This window comes from Dechloromonas sp. ZY10, assembly GCF_041378895.1.
GTDB classification, from domain to species: Bacteria; Pseudomonadota; Gammaproteobacteria; order Burkholderiales; family Rhodocyclaceae; genus Azonexus; species Azonexus aquae.
In genome coordinates, this window is sequence record NZ_CP144212.1 from 1211607 (window position 1) to 1229795 (window position 18189).

The 18189-nt window shown below is 63.1% G+C and carries 15 protein-coding genes; 4 read left to right on the forward strand and 11 right to left on the reverse strand.

Features of this window, described 5'->3' with window-relative positions:
* From nosD to nosZ, 5 genes are all read right to left on the reverse strand, one after another.
* Complete coding sequence (nosD, locus tag VX159_RS05550; RefSeq protein WP_371324980.1) at positions 1 to 1362, reverse strand: nitrous oxide reductase family maturation protein NosD; 1362 nt, start codon at positions 1360 to 1362, stop codon at positions 1 to 3.
* A 13-nt stretch (positions 1363 to 1375) separates the two neighbouring features.
* Positions 1376 to 2350 (reverse strand): hypothetical protein, encoded by a 975-nt coding sequence (locus tag VX159_RS05555; RefSeq protein WP_371324981.1) that lies wholly within the window; start codon positions 2348 to 2350, stop codon positions 1376 to 1378.
* 147 nt (positions 2351 to 2497) lie between these two features.
* The gene (locus tag VX159_RS05560) at positions 2498 to 3223 is read right to left on the reverse strand and encodes a cytochrome c (RefSeq protein ID WP_371324982.1); all 726 of its coding nucleotides are present in this window, start codon (positions 3221 to 3223) and stop codon (positions 2498 to 2500) included.
* 114 nt (positions 3224 to 3337) lie between these two features.
* Complete coding sequence (locus tag VX159_RS05565) at positions 3338 to 3646, reverse strand: cytochrome c (protein ID WP_371324983.1); 309 nt, start codon at positions 3644 to 3646, stop codon at positions 3338 to 3340.
* A gap of 90 nt (positions 3647 to 3736) precedes the next feature.
* Entirely contained in the window at positions 3737 to 6028 is a 2292-nt protein-coding gene (gene nosZ / locus VX159_RS05570) for a Sec-dependent nitrous-oxide reductase (protein ID WP_371324984.1), read from the reverse strand.
* 212 nt (positions 6029 to 6240) lie between these two features.
* On the opposite strand from nosZ, the gene VX159_RS05575 reads away from it, so the two are divergent.
* From VX159_RS05575 to VX159_RS05585, 3 genes are read left to right on the forward strand one after another with little or no spacing between them, the layout of a single operon-like run.
* The gene (locus VX159_RS05575) at positions 6241 to 6711 is read left to right on the forward strand and encodes a hypothetical protein (protein WP_371324985.1); all 471 of its coding nucleotides are present in this window, start codon (positions 6241 to 6243) and stop codon (positions 6709 to 6711) included.
* A gap of 1 nt (position 6712) precedes the next feature.
* Positions 6713 to 7336, forward strand: a complete 624-nt coding sequence (locus VX159_RS05580) for an SCO family protein (protein ID WP_371324986.1) — start codon at positions 6713 to 6715, stop codon at positions 7334 to 7336.
* 13 nt (positions 7337 to 7349) lie between these two features.
* The gene (locus VX159_RS05585; protein WP_371324987.1) at positions 7350 to 7826 is read left to right on the forward strand and encodes a copper chaperone PCu(A)C; all 477 of its coding nucleotides are present in this window, start codon (positions 7350 to 7352) and stop codon (positions 7824 to 7826) included.
* Between the two features lie 170 nt (positions 7827 to 7996).
* Here VX159_RS05585 and VX159_RS05590 read toward each other — a convergent pair whose 3' ends face one another.
* The 4 genes from VX159_RS05590 to VX159_RS05605 form a co-directional block, all read right to left on the reverse strand.
* Positions 7997 to 8527 (reverse strand): response regulator transcription factor, encoded by a 531-nt coding sequence (locus tag VX159_RS05590; RefSeq protein WP_371324988.1) that lies wholly within the window; start codon positions 8525 to 8527, stop codon positions 7997 to 7999.
* Complete coding sequence (locus VX159_RS05595; protein ID WP_371324989.1) at positions 8524 to 9837, reverse strand: ATP-binding protein; 1314 nt, start codon at positions 9835 to 9837, stop codon at positions 8524 to 8526. The genes VX159_RS05590 and VX159_RS05595 overlap by 4 nt, the downstream gene beginning before the upstream one ends.
* An 80-nt stretch (positions 9838 to 9917) precedes the next feature.
* On the reverse strand, positions 9918 to 11279 hold the full coding sequence (locus VX159_RS05600) for a cation:proton antiporter (RefSeq protein WP_371324990.1): 1362 nt from the start codon (positions 11277 to 11279) through the stop codon (positions 9918 to 9920).
* 4 nt (positions 11280 to 11283) lie between these two features.
* Positions 11284 to 12651 carry a citrate transporter gene (locus VX159_RS05605; protein ID WP_371324991.1) on the reverse strand — a complete coding sequence of 456 codons (1368 nt, stop codon included), beginning with the start codon at positions 12649 to 12651 and terminating at the stop codon, positions 11284 to 11286.
* Between the two features lie 98 nt (positions 12652 to 12749).
* On the opposite strand from VX159_RS05605, the gene VX159_RS05610 reads away from it, so the two are divergent.
* Positions 12750 to 14264, forward strand: a complete 1515-nt coding sequence (locus VX159_RS05610; RefSeq protein WP_371324992.1) for an aminoacyl-histidine dipeptidase — start codon at positions 12750 to 12752, stop codon at positions 14262 to 14264.
* 67 nt (positions 14265 to 14331) lie between these two features.
* Here the strand turns inward: VX159_RS05610 and VX159_RS05615 are convergent, their stop codons facing one another.
* Complete coding sequence (locus VX159_RS05615) at positions 14332 to 16410, reverse strand: TonB-dependent receptor plug domain-containing protein (RefSeq protein ID WP_371324993.1); 2079 nt, start codon at positions 16408 to 16410, stop codon at positions 14332 to 14334.
* 144 nt (positions 16411 to 16554) lie between these two features.
* Positions 16555 to 18162, reverse strand: coding sequence for a methyl-accepting chemotaxis protein (locus tag VX159_RS05620; RefSeq protein WP_371324994.1), 1608 nt, complete (start codon positions 18160 to 18162; stop codon positions 16555 to 16557).
* Positions 18163 to 18189: the final 27 nt, after the last annotated feature.

Sequence of the window (18189 nt, forward strand, 5' to 3'; positions counted from 1 at the left end):
TCAGACCCTTTTTTCAGGTTTGACGAAGCGGGGCTCCGGATCCTTCAGTTGCAGTTCGGGCGAGGAGAACGGGGCCAGCCGCTCGAGGAAATCGAGCAATTCAAGTACCGGCGAGGTCTTGAAGAAGCGAGCCATCGGCAACTCCATCCAGATCTGGTCGGCGTAGGCATACAACTCGTAAGGCGCATCGCCGATGCCGTCGCGGTTACGGTCAAAGCCCTGGTATTCGGCAAAATAGTTGCCGCGCCATTCGTTTTTGTCGGCCACGCCGCGCCCCATTTGCACCACGTCGGTGAGGTTGCCCTCGAAGACGTTGTCGGTGAGGATGTTGCCGCCGAGTTCGCTGGTGAAGCGCACGGCAATGCCGTTGAAGGCAAAGCGGTTGCGCTGGAAACGCAGGGTGGTATCCGGCTCGAAGGGCGAGAGGTCGGAACCGACGCCGACCGCGCAATAGACGATTTCATTGTCCTCGATGTCGGAATCGCTCGATTCCTTGAAGCCGAGCGCCATTCCGGCAGCACCGGTAGCGTGCGAGATGATGTTGCGGCGCAGGTGCACGCGTTCGGTGTACATCAGGTACACGCCAACCGCGTTGTCGTAGAAGGCGTTGTCCTCAACGTCGTTGTCCTTGGCGAACATGAAGTGGATCGAGTAGCGGCTGCGCTTGCCGACGTTGCCGCGCCAGACGTTGTTGTTGGAGTACCAGGCGACCATGTCGCGCGAGTCCACCACTTCGTTCTTCTCGATCAGGTTGTGATTGCTGTACCACAGGCGCAGGCCATCACCCCGGACGCCCAGCTCACGGTCCTTGGAGCTGATCCGGTTGCCGCGAATGGTGTTGTGGTTGGCCTGCTTGAGGTCGATCCCGAACAGGCAGTCCCGAATGCGGATATTTTCAACCACGTGATGGTTGCCACGGACATTCAGGCAGCTGTCGTCGCTGTCGTGCGAATCGCCCGAGCCTTGCAGCTGCAGGTTGCGCAGGGTGATGCCGCTGCCTTCGATGACGAAAACGCTGCCCTTGCCACCGCCATCGACGCTGACCTGGTCGTTACCATCAACAACCAGGGGTTTGTCGATCAGGACCGGGCCGGCGTAGGCACCGGCCGGGATTTTAAGGACCGAGCCGGCCGGGGCGGCGTCGATCAGCGGTTGCAGCCAGGGCAGGTCGCTGCGGTTGGGGGCCTCCGGGCGGCGGGCCTTTTCGTCGGAGGAGCCCCAGCTGGCACCCAGGTTGGGTTTGCCCATGCCTTCCAGCGATTGCGAAGCGGCTAGCCCGGCCATGCCGAGTCCGGCAGCAACCAGGGTGCCGATTCCAATTCCGCGTAGCAGGGAGAATAAGGGGCGAAGAGAACGCGACATCCTGATACCTGCCTTATTCGGCCTGGCCTTCGCGCAACTGCTTGCGGCGCAGCAGCAGGGCCAGCATCTCGCAGAAGAAGATCACCAGCAGCAGAGCATAACCCCAGTAGGGATAGGAATAGGTCGAGAATTGCGCCACCTTGCCCTCACCGAACACCGTCGGCATGAAGGGTTTGACGGTGAAGGCGCCCCACGGATGCAGGTTGTGGCCGAAGAACCACAACCAGCCGGCGTAGGTAATCAGGAAGAAGAGCGGCAGCAGGGCCGGAACCAGTGGCAGCACCAACTGGAACTGGCGAATCTTGGCGGTGCCGGCGATGACCACCAGCATGGCGCCGATCAGACCGAGGATCACCAGTTGCGAGATGCTGCGTACGTTGTCGCCCCAGACCTTGATTTTGTCCGGCTCCTTGAAGAAGGCTCCGGCTTCGTTCATGTAGTGCTGGACGTGGCTTTCGAGGTGGCCGAGGACGAACTGGTCAACCAGCATCCAGCCTGCCACGGCAGCAAAACCCACGGTCAACGCCGCAATCCGGGCTTTTTTGCGGGGCAGGGCAAACGCCACCATCATTACCGCAAAAAAGCCGAAGAAGAACTTGGCCAGCGGTTTTTCCACCGGGGCGCCGGTGGCGATCGGGAACATCCCGACGTAGTGGTTGATGGTGTTCATCTCGTGCACGCAATCGAGGCCTTCGGCACCCTTGTTGTGATCCTTTTGCGAATCGAGGATCGGGTTGTAGCGCTCGTCGTCGTGCGAGAGGTCTTTCTGGATGATCTCGTTGGCCATCCGGGTGCCCTTGCCGGCAGCCTTGCAGCCGTTATAGACGCCGTCGAAATGGAAATGGATGCGGATGCCGTCAGGGAAGGCATCGGCCGGGTAGTTGGGGGCGGTCAGCGAGACCCACCAGATCGGTGAGAAATAGGCTGCAACCAGGGCAATCAGTGCCAGCAGCGTCAGGCCGCCGATCATTTTGTTCTGTTTTTCCATGATGCTGTTCTCTGTGAGGCGTGAAGTTTAAAGTCCGGGTAGCAGCGGGTATCCGCCTTCATTTGCTTGGGACTGGCACGGCCGGTGGCGGTGCGACAGGATGGCCCCGGCCGGAGCGCGGGCCATCCTTGCTGGCGCTACGATAGCTTACTTCTTCTTCGCAGCCTTCGGCTTGCACATGCTGCCCGGCATCACCAGGCTCGACTGATAGGCCGAAATGGCGATCAGCTGGTCATTGGTGTAAGGCTTGATCACCTTGACCATGTCCGGGTTGGCATTGCGACGATGACCATCGCGGATTTCGGTCATCTGACGCAGCAGGTACTTGTAGTGCTGACCGGCGATCACCGGGTAGAACTTGTCCTTCTGGCCTTCGCCGTTCTTGCCGTGGCATTCCAGGCACTGCTTTTCATACAGTTCCTTGCCCTGCTGAATCTTGATGGCAGCATCGGCACCTTCGTACTTGCCGTGCTCGACCGGGATGCACAGGCTTTCGATGTAGGCAGCGGCATCGGCCAGTTCCTGCGGGTCGGTCAGGGTGGCGGCAAACGGGTACATCGTCGGATTGTCGCGGGTGCCGGCACGGATGTCGGCCATCTGCTTGATCAACACCGTGGTGTGCTGGCCGGCGAGTTGGGGGAAGGTGCCGTCGGGGCGACCGGCACCGGACGGCAGGTGGCAGGCGCCGCAGACTTCATAAGCTTCCTCGCCGCGCTTCTTGTCGCCCTTGAGCTTCAGTGCTTCGGATTTCTCGCCGCCGTCGGCATTCCACTTGTAGCCTTTCGACTCGATACCGTCGGCGTGAGGGGCCGGTGGACCGGCGAAGGCGATGCCGGCACTCATCAGGCCGATCAGCAGAATTGATGCTTTCATATTCGCTTTCCTTTAAACGATTTTGCCTTGGAACGCAGTGGATGGATTATTCCATCGGGTATATCAGTGTTCCTTGATGTGGGTCATAAGCCCCGTTTCAGGCGGGGCCGGGGCTTATTTGAGCTTGGACAGATAGTCGGCCAGGGCCTTGATTTCCTCGTCATTGACCAGTTCCATCACACCCTTCATCGCAGCTGCTTGACCATTGCTGCGGACGCCGCTCTTGATGTCCTTCATCTGTTGCTCGGCGTAGGCAGCGTTCTGGCCGGCAACTTTCGGGAATTGCGGGGTCAGGGTCTTCTTGCCGTCCTTGCCGTGGCACGACCAGCAGGTTTTTTCCTGGTACAGGGTGGCGCCATCGGCAGCAGCGAAAGCCGGGGCGGAAACGATGGCGGCAGCCAGCAGAGTCATTACAAATTTCATGGTTTTTCCCTCCATTAAGTGAAACGGGGAGCAGATTGACTCTGCTCCCCGTGATTTGCCTTAAGTCAGATCAATTCAGCCTGATCGGCCTTACTTGACCTTCTTGGCGCCGTTTTGCTCCAGGTAGGTCTTGGCGCGCAGGCCGAGGTCGGCCGCCTTGACCTGGTACTGCCAGACTTGCTCAGCCCACAGATTGGCCTGTTCCCAGTCCTTCTTGGCGGCTGCGGCTTCGTGCTTGGCCTTGGCATCCTTGATCTTGTTGAGCTGGTCGGTTGCGTCGTCGACCATGTTCACCACATCCGGGAAGTCCTTGAAGTTGACGCTGGTGATGTAACCGACGACGGAGTCGATGACCGCCTGGGTGTCGGCAACCTTCTTCAGCGTGGTCTTGTAGTCAGCTTCGGTATAGGAGGCCTTGGCCAGTTCGGTCTTGGTCGGCTTCCAGCCCTTCGGCTTGACCAGCAGGTAGCCCATCATTTCAAGGTGCAGCGCAGAGCAGAATTCCGTGCAGTAGTACGGATAGACGCCTTCCTTGTCGGCCTTGAACTTGACGGTCACGGTCTTGCCCGGTTCGACCGACGCATGCACGTTGTAGGTCGAGACGGTGAAACCGTGGGTTTCGTCCTGGGCGCGTTCGAGGTTGGTCAGATGGACGGTGATTTCGTCGCCCACTTCCGCCTCGATGGTTTCCGGCGTGATGTGCGAACGGATCAGGGTGCCCTTGACCTCGATCTTGTTGCCCTTCTTGGTGGTGACTTCCTCGCCGGCACGGACAGCGCCCGGATGCGGCTTGTCGGTGCGGGAGTCGGTACCAACCTTGTAACGCACGCCCGGCTTCAGCTTGGTGGCGTCGATGGCGACGGCGTAGTGCGGCTCGCCCAGCGGCAGCGGCATGTCGTACAACAGTTGCATCTTGTCGTTCGAAATGTCGATCAGCTGGTGGTTCTGCGGGTGCAGCGGACCAACCGGCACGAAGCGGTCAATGGCCAGCTTGTTCAGTGCGACCAGGTAGCGGCCCTTCGGATCGGCGGAGTCGCCTTCCATCGCCATCAGGTGACCGATGTTGTAATGGACGGAGATCTTGTCGACGACCTTGCCTTCACAGTAGTTCCACTTGGCCACTTGCGAATCGACGTACAGCGAGGTGTAGGCGATACAGGGCTTGGAGTCGTACTGGGTGTGCAGGGGGCCGAGGCCGAGCTGGACTTGCTTGTCGAGGGCATCCTTGAGACCGATCACCGGCACGCCGTACGGATCCTTGGATTCGAACTTGCCAGCCTTGATTGCGGCCTGCATCTTCTCGAAGGAGTACACCGAGGTGTGGGTGTCGAGCTTGCCGGAAACGATGATGAACTTGCCGTCCGGGCTGACGTCGACGCCGTGCGGCGACTTCGGCTCGGGGATCAGGAAGAGCACGCCTTCCTTGGCGGCCACGTCGAGCGGCAGGACCTTGTGGCCGTTGATGACCTTGGCCTTGCCGGCCTTGACCAGTTCTTCTGCCTTCTTCCAGTTGACCATGTGCAGGTAGTCGGTGTCCTTGGCGGAGCAGCCGGCTTCGTACGGCGGGCGACCCTTTTCGATGCCACCGACGTAACGTTCGGAACAGAAGGAGTTGGTGAACGACCAGCCGTCGGACGGACCCTTGCCGGCGTCGGAGAGATCCTGCCAGTACGGTGGGGCTTCAATCGAGAAGGATTCCTTCGGATTGATGCGGCCTTCCTTGCGGTCGAACTTCCAGTAGGTGATGCCACCGCGATACTTTTCGTTCATTTCCTCGAGCGGATAGAACTTCTTGTTCTCGAGCGGGGCCGGGTACTGGGCGGCTTCGATCACGTATTCGGTGTTCGGGGTGACGAAGGCACCGCCGTGTTCGGACTTGTAGATCGGGTTGGTGACGATCTGCTTGGTTTCGAAGTCGCGCAGGTCGATCACGGCCAGGCGCGGATTGGCCTTGTCGTTGATGAACAGGAACTGGCCGTCGTACTTGCCCTGGGTTTCGGAGATGGCCGGGTGGTGCGTGTCACCCCAGGTGATTTCCTTGCCGTCAATCCAGCCTTGCTTCAGCACGGCCTTGGAGTTTTCGTCGTAGCCGTAGCCCTGCCAGGGTTCCGGGGTGAATACGCCGATATACTTCAGGATGCGCATCGACGGAATGCCGTAGACGATGATCTGCCCGGACTGACCGCCGGAACTGAAGACAACGAATTCGTCGCGCTTGCCGGTCGGAACGTAAGTCTTGGCGGCGGCCAGCAGGTCCTGTTGGCTGAGGCCGCGACGCTTCAGCACGTCCTGCAGCGATTCGGCGGCACCGGCGGAGGCGGCGCCGAATCCCAGGGTGGCTGCGATAAGCAGCGTGCTGGTCTTCACTGCAAATGATTTCATTTAGGTTCTCCCATGAAAATCAAGAAGTTGAACTTCTACCCTCCATCGTCGCAGTGAACCCAAAGCCCCCCTGCGGCAATTTGTCGCACACTGTATTCCGGGCGGAATATGAAAGAATTGATCTTTGTTAATTCCGCCTGGGTGGAGACAAGGAAAAATCCCCAACCACCGGCATTTCCGGCGCTTTGGCCGCCGGATGGGAAAAGCGATACGTGAAGAAAAAATTACTGATAGACCTGATCGGCCTGCTGCTGATCGCCCTGATCGTGGTGGTCGGCTACAAGCTGTCGCCCTTGTTGTTGCCGCAGGCCGATCTGGTGGCTCATCCCGATCCCGGCTGCGACCTGCAGCGCCAGGCTTGCGCGGTCGAGTTGCCGGGTGGCGGCCGCGCCGAACTGCTGGCAGCACCGCTGCCGATCCCGATGGTCAAGCCATTCACCGTTCGGGTCCGGGTTAGCGGTCTGCGGGTCAGCGCTGTCGAGGTTGATTTTGCCGGGATCGACATGAACATGGGGCTCAACCGGCCGCAGCTCGTGGCCGAAGGCGACGGTCGTTTCGTCGGCGAAGCGACCCTGCCGGTCTGCATCAGCGGGCAGATGGATTGGCAGGCTACGGTGTTGCTGACGACCGAGCGGGGGCGGATGGCCTTGCCCTATCGGTTCACCACCGGGGGAGGGGGCTGAAATGGGCTGGATGCAGGAAAAAACCCAGGAGCGTTTGCTTGCCACCGCAGCCGCCGTGCTGGCCGGGCTGCTGCTGTGGCTGACTATCGCTTGGCAGCCGGAACTTCCGGAGGCACCGCTGCCGCGTGCGGCCGCACCGTCCGGCGGCGACTTCGTGCTGGAGTCGGCGACCGGGCCGGTCGACCTGCGCAGCTTCCGGGGGCGTCTGACGCTGATCTATTTTGGTTACACCTATTGTCCCGACGTTTGCCCGACCTCGCTGGCCGCGACCAGCGAAGGCCTCAAGCGCTTGCGTCCGGAAGAGGCGGCCAAGGTGGCGATGCTGTTTGTCTCGGTCGATCCGGAGCGGGATACGCCGGCGCGGCTGAAGGAGTATGCCGAGTTTTTCCACCCCGGGATTGTCGGAGTGACCGGCAAGCCGGAAGAGCTGGCGAGCATTGCCCGGCGCTATGGCGCTTTTTACGCCCGTCAGGCGGTTGCTACCGCCGGTGACGGCTATGTTGTCGATCATACCTCCGACACCTATGTGGTCGGGCCCGATGGCCGCCTGCTAGGCAAGATCGGGCATGCCACACCGCCTGACGAGGTGGTGACGATTATCCGCAATTATCTGAAACAAAACTGAAAGCGAGTTCACGATGAAAAAAGTCTCCCTGCTGTTCTCGGCCTTGTGCCTGTCTGCCGGCGCCTGGGCCGGTGCCGCCGATCAGATTACAGTGCAGGAGCCCTATGTTCGCCTGGCACCGCCGAACGCGCCGGCCACCGGTGCTTTCATGGTGCTCAAGAACAACGGCGACAAGGATGTGAAGTTGCTCAAGGCCGACAATCCGGCCTCGAAGGTGACCGAGTTGCACAATCACATCAACGACAACGGGGTAATGAAAATGCGCCCGGTCGCGGCGGTCGAGATCAAGGCCAAGGGCGAGGCGGTACTCAAGCCGGGTAGCCTGCATGTGATGCTGATCGACCTCAAGGCTCCGCTGAAGGAAGGTGACAGCGTGCCGCTGACGCTATCCTTCGACGACGGTAGCAGCAAGACGGTCGAGGCCAAGGTCGTGCGTCCGAGCGCAGCTGTCGCGATGCCGCCGATGCAGCACCAGGGGCACAAGCACTAAGCTGGTTTTCAGAATTCCCGGCGTGAGGGCTCGCCGGGGGGAAAAAGCCGATTTTCGCGGTCGACCGTGAAAGTCGGCTTTTTTTAGTGCTTTTCTGCCCTGAGCGGTGAGATGAAAACCGGTGCTGCAATGCCGAGGCGTGTCTGTGGCAATCGCTGCCCGCCAGTCTTTCAGGCCTTGGCCGGGCGCTTGCTCAGCTTGCGCTGGAGGGTGCGGCGGTGCATTTTCAGGGCGCGGGCGGTGGCTGAAATGTTTCCGTCATTTTCTGCCAAGACTCGCTGGATGTGCTCCCATTCAAGCCGGTCGACCGACAGTGGCTCGTCAGGGGCGGGCAGTCCAAAATCCGGCCCTTCGTCCTCGAAAGCGGCCAGAATGGCCTCGATTTCGACCGGTTTGGCCAGGTACTGGATCGCCCCCAGTTTGACCGCATCGACGGCGGTGGCGATGCTGGCGTAGCCGGTGAGGACGACGATGCGCGCTTGCGGGTCGATGGCCAGCAGTTCGGGAATCAGTGCCAGGCCTGACTGGCCGTTGAGATTGAGGTCGAGCACCACTTGGGCGCAGCCTTGCTCGCGCGCCAGTGCCAGCGCACTGGCCGGGTCCTGTGCGCCGTGGGCTGGGTAGCCACGGCGTTCGAGGGTGCGCACCAGAATGGCGTTGAAACTCGGATCGTCGTCGATGATCAGGATGCGGTCGTTCATGCGTGCGCTCGGACGGGTGAAGAGGGCGTGCCCAGGCGGGGAAGCTGGATGCTGGCGCGGGCGCCGCCGCCGCCCGGGTTGTCGAGAAGGAGCTGGCCGCCCAGTTGGGCGATAGCGCTATGCGTCAGCAACAGGCCGATACCACTGCCGCCGGCGTGCGCCGGAAAGGCCTGGCGCCCGCCCCGGGCGAGCACGGCGGGCGGAAAACCGGGGCCATGGTCGACGACGCGCAGGTACAACTGGCTGACATCCCAGTCGAGCTCGAGGTCGACGGTACCCTGGCTGGCACTGGCGGCATTGTTGAGCAGGTTGAGCAAGGCTTGTTCAAGTCGCGGGTCGGCGAGCAGTTCGGGAGGCTGGCCCATGCCTCGGCAAAGCAACCGGCTGTTGCTTTGCGGCCGGGCGGCATGCCAATGCTGGCGGAGTTGTTCCAGCCACTGGTCGGCGCCAATCCGTTGCACATTTTCCAGGCGTTCGGCCCCGGCGCGCCGGGACAGGCCGGTAATGATCTGTTTGCAGACACCAATCTGCTGCCGCAGCAAGTCGATGTCGTCGCGGATTTCGCTGGGCAGGCGCGGGTCGCCGGCCAGTTCGCCGGCCAGCAGCGACATGGTTGCCAGGGGCGTCCCCAGTTCGTGCGCGGCACCGGCGGCGAGGGTGCCCATCGCCATCACCCGCTCGTTGCGCAGGCCTTGCTCGCGGGCTGCCGCCAGTTCGGCATCGCGGGCACGGATCAGGCGGGTCATGCGGACCACGAACCAGGCAATCATCGCTGTCGATACGGCAAAGGTCAGCCACATTCCGGTCAGGTGCAGTTGGGCGGCGCGGCTGGCGTCGGGGAGCGGCAGCGGCAGATAAAAAGCCATCAGGGCGCTGTAGGCGGCAATTGCCACCGCCGCCACCAGTGCCACGCAACTGGCCGGCAGGGTCAGCGCGGCAATCGCTACCGGCGGCAGCAGCAGCGAGACCAGCGGATTGGTCGCCCCACCGCTGAGAAAGACCAGGGCCGAGAGAATGGCAATATCGAGCAGTAGCTGGCTCAGCAATTCCCACTGGCTGGCCGTGCTGGCCTGGCGCAGGCGCCAGTGGCGCAAGGCATTGAAAGCGGCGGCAACGACCAGAACGCCGCTCAAGGGCCACAGCGGCAAGGGGATGGCGAGCGGTTGTGCGGCAACCCAGATCAGCAGCGCCATGCTGGCGAGTACCGCCCAGCGGGCGGCGAGCAGACGGCGCAGGTGGCCGAGCGTATCGGCGTCGGCCAGCGTGCAATCGGCAGCGGCGAGGGAGGCGGGGAAGAGCGAAAATGCCATAGCCTGAATTATCCGCGAATTGGCTGCAGCTTGCCGGTGGCCGGCGGGGGTTGCGGCAATTTGCCGCAGGTCGGGAGGCGCTAGCGCGCCCCGCGCCGGAGCAGCCAGGTCAGAATCGGTGGCGTCAGTAGCGTGGTCAGGATGACCATGATCACGATTACCGAGAACAGGGTATCGTCGATGACCCCCAAGCCTTTGCCGGCCATCGCGAAAATCAGGCCGACTTCACCGCGCGGCACCATGCCCCAGCCAACCAGCCAGGGATTTTTGCCCGGGCCGGCGACGAAGCCGGAGGCGATCTTGCCGACGATGGCGGCAGCGCTGACTCCGATGGCGATGGCGACGATCTGTGGGTCGGCCAGGACCCGCAGATCGACCTGCATGCCGGTAAGGACGAAAAAGACCGGAACAAAAAAATAGCCGATCGGTTCGACCAGGTGTTCGTGCTGATGCCCGCTGTGGCGTTCGAGCACGCTGCGGATTTCCGCCTGCCGGGCCGGCGTGACCTGGTCGCCGATCAGTTGTTCGACCTCCTGAACCAACCTGGGCGTATCGAAGCCCTTGAGGAATACCGGTTCGAACAGCAGGCCGGCGGCGAAGGCGCCGATGATCGCGGCAAGACCGATGCTGTGCGCCAGCCAGGCGAGGAACAGGCCGGCAACCAGGACCAGCGAAAAAAGCATCGAATGGCTGCTGTCGAGGCGGGCCAGCCAGCGCAGCAGGGTTGGTGCCAGGGCGCGGCCGATGGCAATCGAGCCGCCGAGGAAGAGGACCGCTTCGGCGACGATCCAGCCGACCTCGCCGAGACTGACGCTGCCCGCCTGAACCAGGCTGGAAACCACGGCCAGAATGACCAGTCCGAGCACATCGTCGATCACCGCTGCGCCGAGCACGATCTGCGCTTCCGGCATCCGCAGGCGGCCGAGATCGCGGAAAACCCGCCCGGTGATGCCTACCGAAGTTGCTGACAGGGTGGCGCCGAGAAACAGGTAGGTGTTGAAGTCGAGGCCCGGCAACAGCAGCGGGCCGGCGACAAACGCGCCGAGGGCGAAGGGGAGGACGATGCCGAGCGAGCCAACCAGCGAGGCCCGGGCACCGACCCGGACCAGGTCGCCGAGCCGGGTTTCCAGGCCGATCTGGAGCAGCAGTACCACAACCCCGAGTTCGGCCATGAACTGGATGATCGGATCGCGGGCGATGCTGGTGAACAACCCGACCCCGAGCAAGCCCAGATTGCCGAGCATAACCCCGAGCAACAATTCCCCGAGAACGGCCGGGAAGCCAATCCGCTGCGCCAGCGGCGCGAAGAGCCGGGCGGCGAGGATGATCAGCGCCAGCCACAGCAGGTTTTCTCCGATCACCCCGTTGCCGGCCGCCCAGACGGTGGTCGGGAGCAGCACGAGGGGCAGCAGGGCCGCGTGGAGAAAACCTTTTTTCGGCATTTTGTCAGTTGACCGTGGCAATCGGTGGCGGAGCCGGAATCGCAGCGGCCGGCGGAGTCTGGGTATTGCGTACCTTCTCTTCCGGGTGCCAGCCCAAGGTCGCCGCGAGTACCGCAAAGCCGACCACGTAAGCCAGCGCGACGTGCCAGCCATGGCGCAGCCACTGGCCGACCGACTTGGCTTCCGGATACATGTTGGAGAGGGCGACGCCGGCCGACGAGCCGAACCAGATCATCGAGCCGCCGAAACCGACGGCGTAGGCCAGGAAGCCCCAGTCGTAGCCGCCTTGCTTGATCGCCAGCGCGGTCAGCGGGATGTTGTCGAACACTGCCGAGACGAAGCCGAGGCCGAGTGCAACGACCATCGAGGCCGGCGGTAGTTCTTCAACCGGCATCATCGATGCGCACATCACCAGCGAGAGCAGGAAAATCGTGCCCTTGGCCGTTTCCGGCAGCACTTCCCAGTCCGGGCGGCGAACGCTGACGGTGATCAGGATCGCCAGCCAGACTGCGACGCCGATGAACGGAAAGTGGTCGGCCAGATGGTTGAGGCGCAGATTGACCACCACGTTGGTGATGATCGCAAAAACCAGGATCAGGCCGACGATGCCGACCCGTGCCCAGTCGATCCGGATGTGCTCGTGGCCGCCCTTGATGATCGGCGAGTAGGCATGCTGCTGCTTGGCGGCGACATAGCCGGTGATCAGCAGGGCGACAAAGGCGGCGATGTAGGCGTCGAGTACCTGCAGCGGCGAAACGCCGGCCAGCCACAGCATGGTGGTGGTGGTGTCGCCGACTACCGAGCCGGAGCCGCCGGCATTGGATGCGGCGACGATGGCTGCGAGATAACCGATATGGACCCGGGCCTTGAACAACTGGTGGGCCATCGCGCCGCCGATCAGCGCGGCGGCGATGTTGTCGAGGAAGCTGGAGAGTACGAAAACCATCACCAGCAGCACGAAACCGCCTTTCCAGTCGTTCGGCAGGTACTTCGGCAGGACGACCGGGACATGGCTTTTTTCAAAGTGGCGCGAGAGCAGTGCAAAGCCGGTCAGCAGGCAGAACAGATTGGCCAGGGTGACCCATTCGTGGCTCAGGTGGCCGATGAAGCCAAGGACGCCGATGCCCGTCTTGAAGCTGGTGAACAGGATTTTGTAGCCGGCAATCGCGATCATCCCGGTCAGCGCGACATACAGTGTGGCATTATGAAAAAGGGCGACGCCGAGCAGGGTCAGCGCGAACAGGATGAAATCGACCGGAATTCCGCCGACCGCGATGCTATGAACCGGGTCCGGGTCGAGACCGGTGGCGGCCAGAACCGGCGCCGAAGCGGCGGCCAACAGGGCCAGAGCGACACTCCTCGAAAACGACATGCTGAATACTCCGCGAGATGCTTGCTGATTGCGATTGAAGGATCGCCCATTTTACCACCCGCCCCTAGGGGCAGCCCTTATGGAAACTACCTAGAACAATGCAGTTTGTAGCACCCCTGACGCCGTTTGCGAGCGAACAAGTCGCAGCGCCGTTCGACCAGCTGGCCCCGTTGCCGGTGTGGCGCCATTTTTCCCGCCTCTGTGCGATTCCCCGACCTTCCAAGCATGAAGACGAATTGCGCCGGCAGATTCTTGACTGGGCCGTCCTGCGCGGCCTTGGCGCGAGTATCGACGCGGCCGGCAACCTGATCCTGCGCAAGCCGGCGACGCCGGGCTGCGAACGTCAGCCGGGCGTCGTCCTGCAGGCGCATCTGGACATGGTTTGCCAGAAAAACGCCGAGGTCGCCCACGATTTCCACGTCGACCCGATCCAGGTGCGGCTGGCCGATGGCTGGCTGACGGCACCGGGTACCACGCTGGGCGCCGACAACGGCATCGGCGTGGCGTTGATTCTCGCCGTCCTTGAGGACCGCAGCCTCCGCCACGGGCCGCTGGAGGCCCTGCTCACGGTCGACGAGGAGGCCGGCATGGGCGGTGCCCGTGGCCTGCAGCCGGGCCAATTGCAAGGTCGTTTGCTGCTCAACCTCGATACCGAGGACTGGGGGCAGTTCTATCTCGGTTGTGCCGGCGGTCTCGATGTCGAGGTCGAACGCAGCGGTAGCGCCGAGGCGCCGGTTGCCGGCATGGCGACCTGGGCGATCGAGGTCAGCGGCCTGCGTGGCGGCCATTCCGGGGTCGATATCCACGAGGGGCGCGGCAACGCTGTCAAGCTGCTGGTGCGGGTGCTCAAGGCACTCGAACACGATGTGGCCTTCCGGCTATCCACGCTGCGCGGCGGCAACGCCCGCAATGCCCTGCCGCGCGAGGCCGAAGCCCGGATTGCGGTGCCGGCCGAAGCGGTGGCGCGTCTGCCTGAGCGGATCGCGGCGATTGAAGGGCGCTTGCGCGAGGAGTTGCTCGGAATCGACGACGGTCTGCGCATCTATGCCCACCCGGCGGCGCCGGTGGTGATGCCGCTGTTGATGGCCCCGGTCGAGCAGCGCCTGTGGCTCGACGCCTTGCACGCGGCACCGCACGGGGTGAGACGGATGAGCCGGCAGCTGCCGGGCGTTGTCGAAACCTCGAACAATCTGGGCATCGTCGATCTGCGGCCGGCTGGCGGACGCTGCAATTTCATGGTCCGCTCGCTGGTCGACGCGGCAGCGCACGAACTCGCCGATGAAATCGTCAGCCTCTTTGCGCTGGCCGGGACGCCGGCGGTCAAGTCAGGGTTCTATCCGGGCTGGAAACCCAACCCCGATTCGCCGCTACTGGCGGTCTGCCAGCAGGTATACCGGCGCGGAGCCGGTAGCGATGGCGAGGTCAAGGTGATCCATGCCGGGCTGGAGTGCGGCCTGATCGGCGACAAGTACCCGGGGATGGACATGGTCTCCTTCGGTCCGACCATTCGCGGTGCGCACGCGCCGGGGGAACGGGTCGAGGTCGCCTCGGTCGAGCGTTGCTGGGGCTTGCTGCTGGCGATTCTGTCCGAGCTGGCCGGACCGGCCGCATGAAAAGAGCCCGAAACCACGGTCGACCGTGGTTTCGGGCTCTTTTTCCTGATCCGGCGCGGAGCCGGTCTTAAAGGCTGAGCGCGAAGCTGAGCCAGTGCGTCGGAGTCACGATGCGGTCGCTGTCGCGGCCGTAGGCACTGTATTCGCCGTGGCGACCATTGAGATTCTGGCCGATGTAGGCGATTTCGGCCCGGCTGCCGCCAAACCGGAAGGGATAGCCGACGCGCAGGTCAAGGCGGTGGTAAGGGGCGACGCTGGTATTGGTCGACCATTTCATGCTGCCAACCCATTGGGCGAACGCCGACAGTTCGATGCCATTGCCCAGGCGGTGCATCAGCATTGCCGAACTCGCCAGGTGCGGCGCGGAGCGTTCCGACAACTGATCGGTATTACTCAGTGCTTCGCTGCTCAGATAGGCCCGGTTGGCCGGATCGTTCAGCGTCTGCGGCAGGTAGTTGGCGGCAATCCGCACCAGGGCCTGGCCGAAGGCCAGCCGGGTTTGCGGACCGAGCGTCCAGACGGCCTGGTATTCACCGCCGCGGATGTCGATTTCCTGCAATTCCTGCGGGGTGCGCAAGGCACGGAAGCTCTGGTAGTAGCAGAGCGCCGAGCCGCCGTTGCCGAGGCATTCTGGGTAACGCCGCTCGATGGTGAACCAGCGGTTGGGAATGCGCTCGGAAAAGGCGCGAACGTCGAGCTGCAGCCCCAGGCTCGGCCAGTTGCCGAGATAGCCGAGTTCGCTGCTGGCAAACCGTTCGTTACTCAGTGCCGCATTGCCCTGTGTCAGGAACATCGTGCCGAGGCCGTTCAGGGCAACGTTCTGGCGTCCTCGGTAGTCGCCCGGGCTGCCAGCCCGCTGGCTGCGCGAGAAGCCGATACGCAGGGTGTGCTGCGGGCTGAGGTGGTAGTTGAGGCCGAAGCGTGCGGAAGGCATCCAGCCGCCGTAGCTGTCATGCTCGGTGGCGAGCCCGAGGTTGCCGGTCAACACCGGTAGCGGCTTCCATTCGAGGTTGGTGAAAAGGCGGCTGGTGTCGCGGCTGACCGTGCCCTGGCCAGCAAAATTGAAGGCGCTGTCAATGTTCTCCTGGCGATGGCTGGCGCCCCAGACGCTGCGCAGGTTGCCGGCGAAGCTGCGGTGATAGAGCGCTTCGATTTCGTGCCGCAGTGCCCGGCTGCCCTGTGGGTCGTAGGTGAAGGTGTAGTTGCCGAAACGGCCATCGTAGCGCTGATCGAGCCGGTCTTCGATCAGGGAGTAACGCACTTGGAATTCGGCATCGCTGCCGACCAGGTGGCGCCACTGGGCTTGCAGGTAGCTGGTGGTCGAGCGCAGGTCGTGCGGCGGGTTGTCTGCGCTTGCCAGCCGTCCCTGGCGCAGTTCCGAGCGCATCCAGCCGGCGTCGATCTGCAGGCTGGTGTAGGTATCGACCGCAAGATCCGAGCGCCAGGTGAGCATTTCCGAACCATAGCCGTCGAGCCAGTCGGCGCGATTGACCAGGCCCGAATCGCTGCGCCGGTTGTAGGTCAGCCGGTAGCTGCCGGCCTCTCCCAGGCGGCCACCGTGGCGTACGGTCTGGCTGCTTTCACCGCGACTGCCGATGCGGCCGGAAAGCGTGGTGCCCTGGCTCAGCGAGGTATCCTCGGTGATTACATTGACCATCGCCTGAAAGGCGTTGCCGCCGAACGCTGCCGCATTGCTGCCGCGGGTGACTTCGATCCGTTCGATGTCTTCGATCGCGACCGGCAGCAGCGACCAATTGACGCCGCCGCCGAACAGCGGCGAGAACTGCGAGCGGCCGTCGATCAGCACCTGGATGCGCGACGACTGTTCGGAATCGGGAATCCCGTGGTAGGTCACGCGCGGCGATTCGGTATTGCGTACGAAGGTCTGGAAGCCGGGAACCAGGCGCAGGATTTCGCTGAGGTCCTGCGCGCCGCTGGCCTTGATTGTTGCCCGGTCGATCACCGTGACCGAGGCCGGCAGGTCCTTCTGCGGCTGCGGCAGGCGGCTGACCGAGGCAACGATGGGCAGGTCGGCAAAAAACAGGTTGTCCTCGGCATGGCCGGCTTGCTGGACCATCAGGCAGGCGCCGATGGCGTAGAGCAGGGCGGCAGGACGGAGTCTGGAAGGGAAAGGGGTGGGGTTCATGGTCGGGGCAGCCCCGACAAACCGGGGAATACTGAAACAGGTGCGGCCAATGCTAACAAAAGCAGCAGAAACCACGAAGGTTCCCGCTGTCTTTTTTATCCTGCGGGCCGGTCGACCGTGAAAATAGGCCCTTCCCCCGCCGGTTCAGGCACTGCGGATCCGGTAACGCTTGACGGTGGCGTTGATGCGCGCAGCCAGACTATCGAGCTCGCCAGTGCTGCGCGTGGTTTCGCCGGTGGCGCGCGAGGCTTCCTGCGAAATTTCGCGCAGTGACTCGAATTCGCGGGTGATCGCGCTGGTCGCCTCGCGCTGGTTGCGAATGGCGGCAGCAATCTCGGATACCGTCGCGAGCACGTTTTCCGACCCCGAGCGGATCGCCGAAAGCGCCTCGATCGCGTTGCTGGCTTTGTCGACGCCGCTTTCGACGCGGGTCACCACCGTCTGCATGGTGTCGACTGCCAGCGACGACGAGCGCTGAACCTGGGCGATCAGTTGCGAGATCTGCTGCGTCGATTGCGCGGTGCGTTCGGCCAGCTTCCTGACTTCGTCGGCGACCACCGCGAAGCCGCGTCCCTGTTCGCCGGCGCGGGCGGCTTCGATCGCCGCGTTGAGCGCGAGCAGGTTGGTCTGCTCGGCGACTTCGGTGATTACCCCGACCACCGAGGAAATGCTGCTGGTCTGGCTGCGCAAGGCTTCGATGTCGGCGGCTGCCGAATGCACGGTTTCGGAAATGGCGCGGATTTCCTCGATGCTCTCGCGGATGGTTTCGCCGCCATGGCTGGCCTGTTGCCCGGATTCACGGGCCAGACGCTCGGCATCCTCGGTCCGCTGCGCCACTTCGCGGATGTTGTCGCTGACCGCCTGCAGGGTCTGCGCCACCGCCGACGATGAATCGCTGGTCTGCGTCGAGATGTGCTGGATGTCGTGCGAGGTCTGGCGCAGGCGGCCGGTGGCGCCGGCCAGCGCATCCATCGAGCCGACGATTTCACGCAGGCTGTCCTGCATCGATAGCAGCAGACGGTTGAAGGCTGCCACGGCCTGCCCGAGTTCGTCGCCGGAAGCGACTTCGAGCTGTTCGGTAAAATCAAGCTGGTTGGCGACCCGGGTCATTGCCTCGGTCATCGACCCAAGGGGCCGCATCACCGAGCGGTAGAGAACGAAACCGAGCAGCCCGAGCACCACCACCCCGACGCTCATCGCGACGATGTACAGGGTGATCGCGCGGGCGCTATCGCTGGCAACCTGGGTTTCGATGCTGCGTTGCCGTTGCAGCAGTTCCTTCTGGTGGTCCTGCAGCAGTTGGCCCAGTTTTTTCTCGGCCGGGATGACCTGGGTGTACAGATCGAGCTGGGCTGCCTCGCGGTTGCCGGCCTTGCCGCTGGCGGTGGCGACGGCGCGGGCGTAGCCCTCGGCACTCTGCTGCAGTTGCTGCGCTACCCCGGCCAGGCCTTCGATCCTGCCCAACTCGGCGATCCCGCTGTGCAGCCGGGTTTCCGCATCGCGGATGTTCTGCTGGAAGGCCTTGGCGAGGTCGGCATCGTCCTCCATCAGCAGCGCCAGCAGCAGCGCCCGGGTTTCCTTGAAATTGTCCGAAATCTGGTTCATTGCCAGCATTGCCGGCAGTGCACGCTGGGTCACCAGGTCGAAGTCGCCCTGCATGCCGCGCAGCTTGCCGACGCCGTAGAAGCCGCCGCCGGCCAGACCGAGCATCGCGACGGCAACGAGAATGGCGAGGCGTTTTCCTATGCTCATGATCGTTCTCCGCAAAGGGAATGGAAA

What these genes read in the sequence shown, in the direction of transcription:
- nosD (WP_371324980.1), bottom strand. Translation starts at nt 1,362, where the DNA reads ATGTCGCGTTCTCTTCGCCCCTTATTCTCCCTGCTACGCGGAATTGGA.
- VX159_RS05555 (WP_371324981.1), bottom strand. Translation starts at nt 2,350, where the DNA reads ATGGAAAAACAGAACAAAATGATCGGCGGCCTGACGCTGCTGGCACTG.
- VX159_RS05560 (WP_371324982.1), bottom strand. Translation starts at nt 3,223, where the DNA reads ATGAAAGCATCAATTCTGCTGATCGGCCTGATGAGTGCCGGCATCGCC.
- VX159_RS05565 (WP_371324983.1), bottom strand. Translation starts at nt 3,646, where the DNA reads ATGAAATTTGTAATGACTCTGCTGGCTGCCGCCATCGTTTCCGCCCCG.
- nosZ (WP_371324984.1), bottom strand. Translation starts at nt 6,028, where the DNA reads ATGAAATCATTTGCAGTGAAGACCAGCACGCTGCTTATCGCAGCCACC.
- VX159_RS05580 (WP_371324986.1), top strand. Translation starts at nt 6,713, where the DNA reads ATGGGCTGGATGCAGGAAAAAACCCAGGAGCGTTTGCTTGCCACCGCA.
- VX159_RS05585 (WP_371324987.1), top strand. Translation starts at nt 7,350, where the DNA reads ATGAAAAAAGTCTCCCTGCTGTTCTCGGCCTTGTGCCTGTCTGCCGGC.
- VX159_RS05590 (WP_371324988.1), bottom strand. Translation starts at nt 8,527, where the DNA reads ATGAACGACCGCATCCTGATCATCGACGACGATCCGAGTTTCAACGCC.
- VX159_RS05595 (WP_371324989.1), bottom strand. Translation starts at nt 9,837, where the DNA reads ATGGCATTTTCGCTCTTCCCCGCCTCCCTCGCCGCTGCCGATTGCACG.
- VX159_RS05600 (WP_371324990.1), bottom strand. Translation starts at nt 11,279, where the DNA reads ATGCCGAAAAAAGGTTTTCTCCACGCGGCCCTGCTGCCCCTCGTGCTG.
- VX159_RS05605 (WP_371324991.1), bottom strand. Translation starts at nt 12,651, where the DNA reads ATGTCGTTTTCGAGGAGTGTCGCTCTGGCCCTGTTGGCCGCCGCTTCG.
- VX159_RS05610 (WP_371324992.1), top strand. Translation starts at nt 12,750, where the DNA reads ATGCAGTTTGTAGCACCCCTGACGCCGTTTGCGAGCGAACAAGTCGCA.
- VX159_RS05615 (WP_371324993.1), bottom strand. Translation starts at nt 16,410, where the DNA reads ATGAACCCCACCCCTTTCCCTTCCAGACTCCGTCCTGCCGCCCTGCTC.
- VX159_RS05620 (WP_371324994.1), bottom strand. Translation starts at nt 18,162, where the DNA reads ATGAGCATAGGAAAACGCCTCGCCATTCTCGTTGCCGTCGCGATGCTC.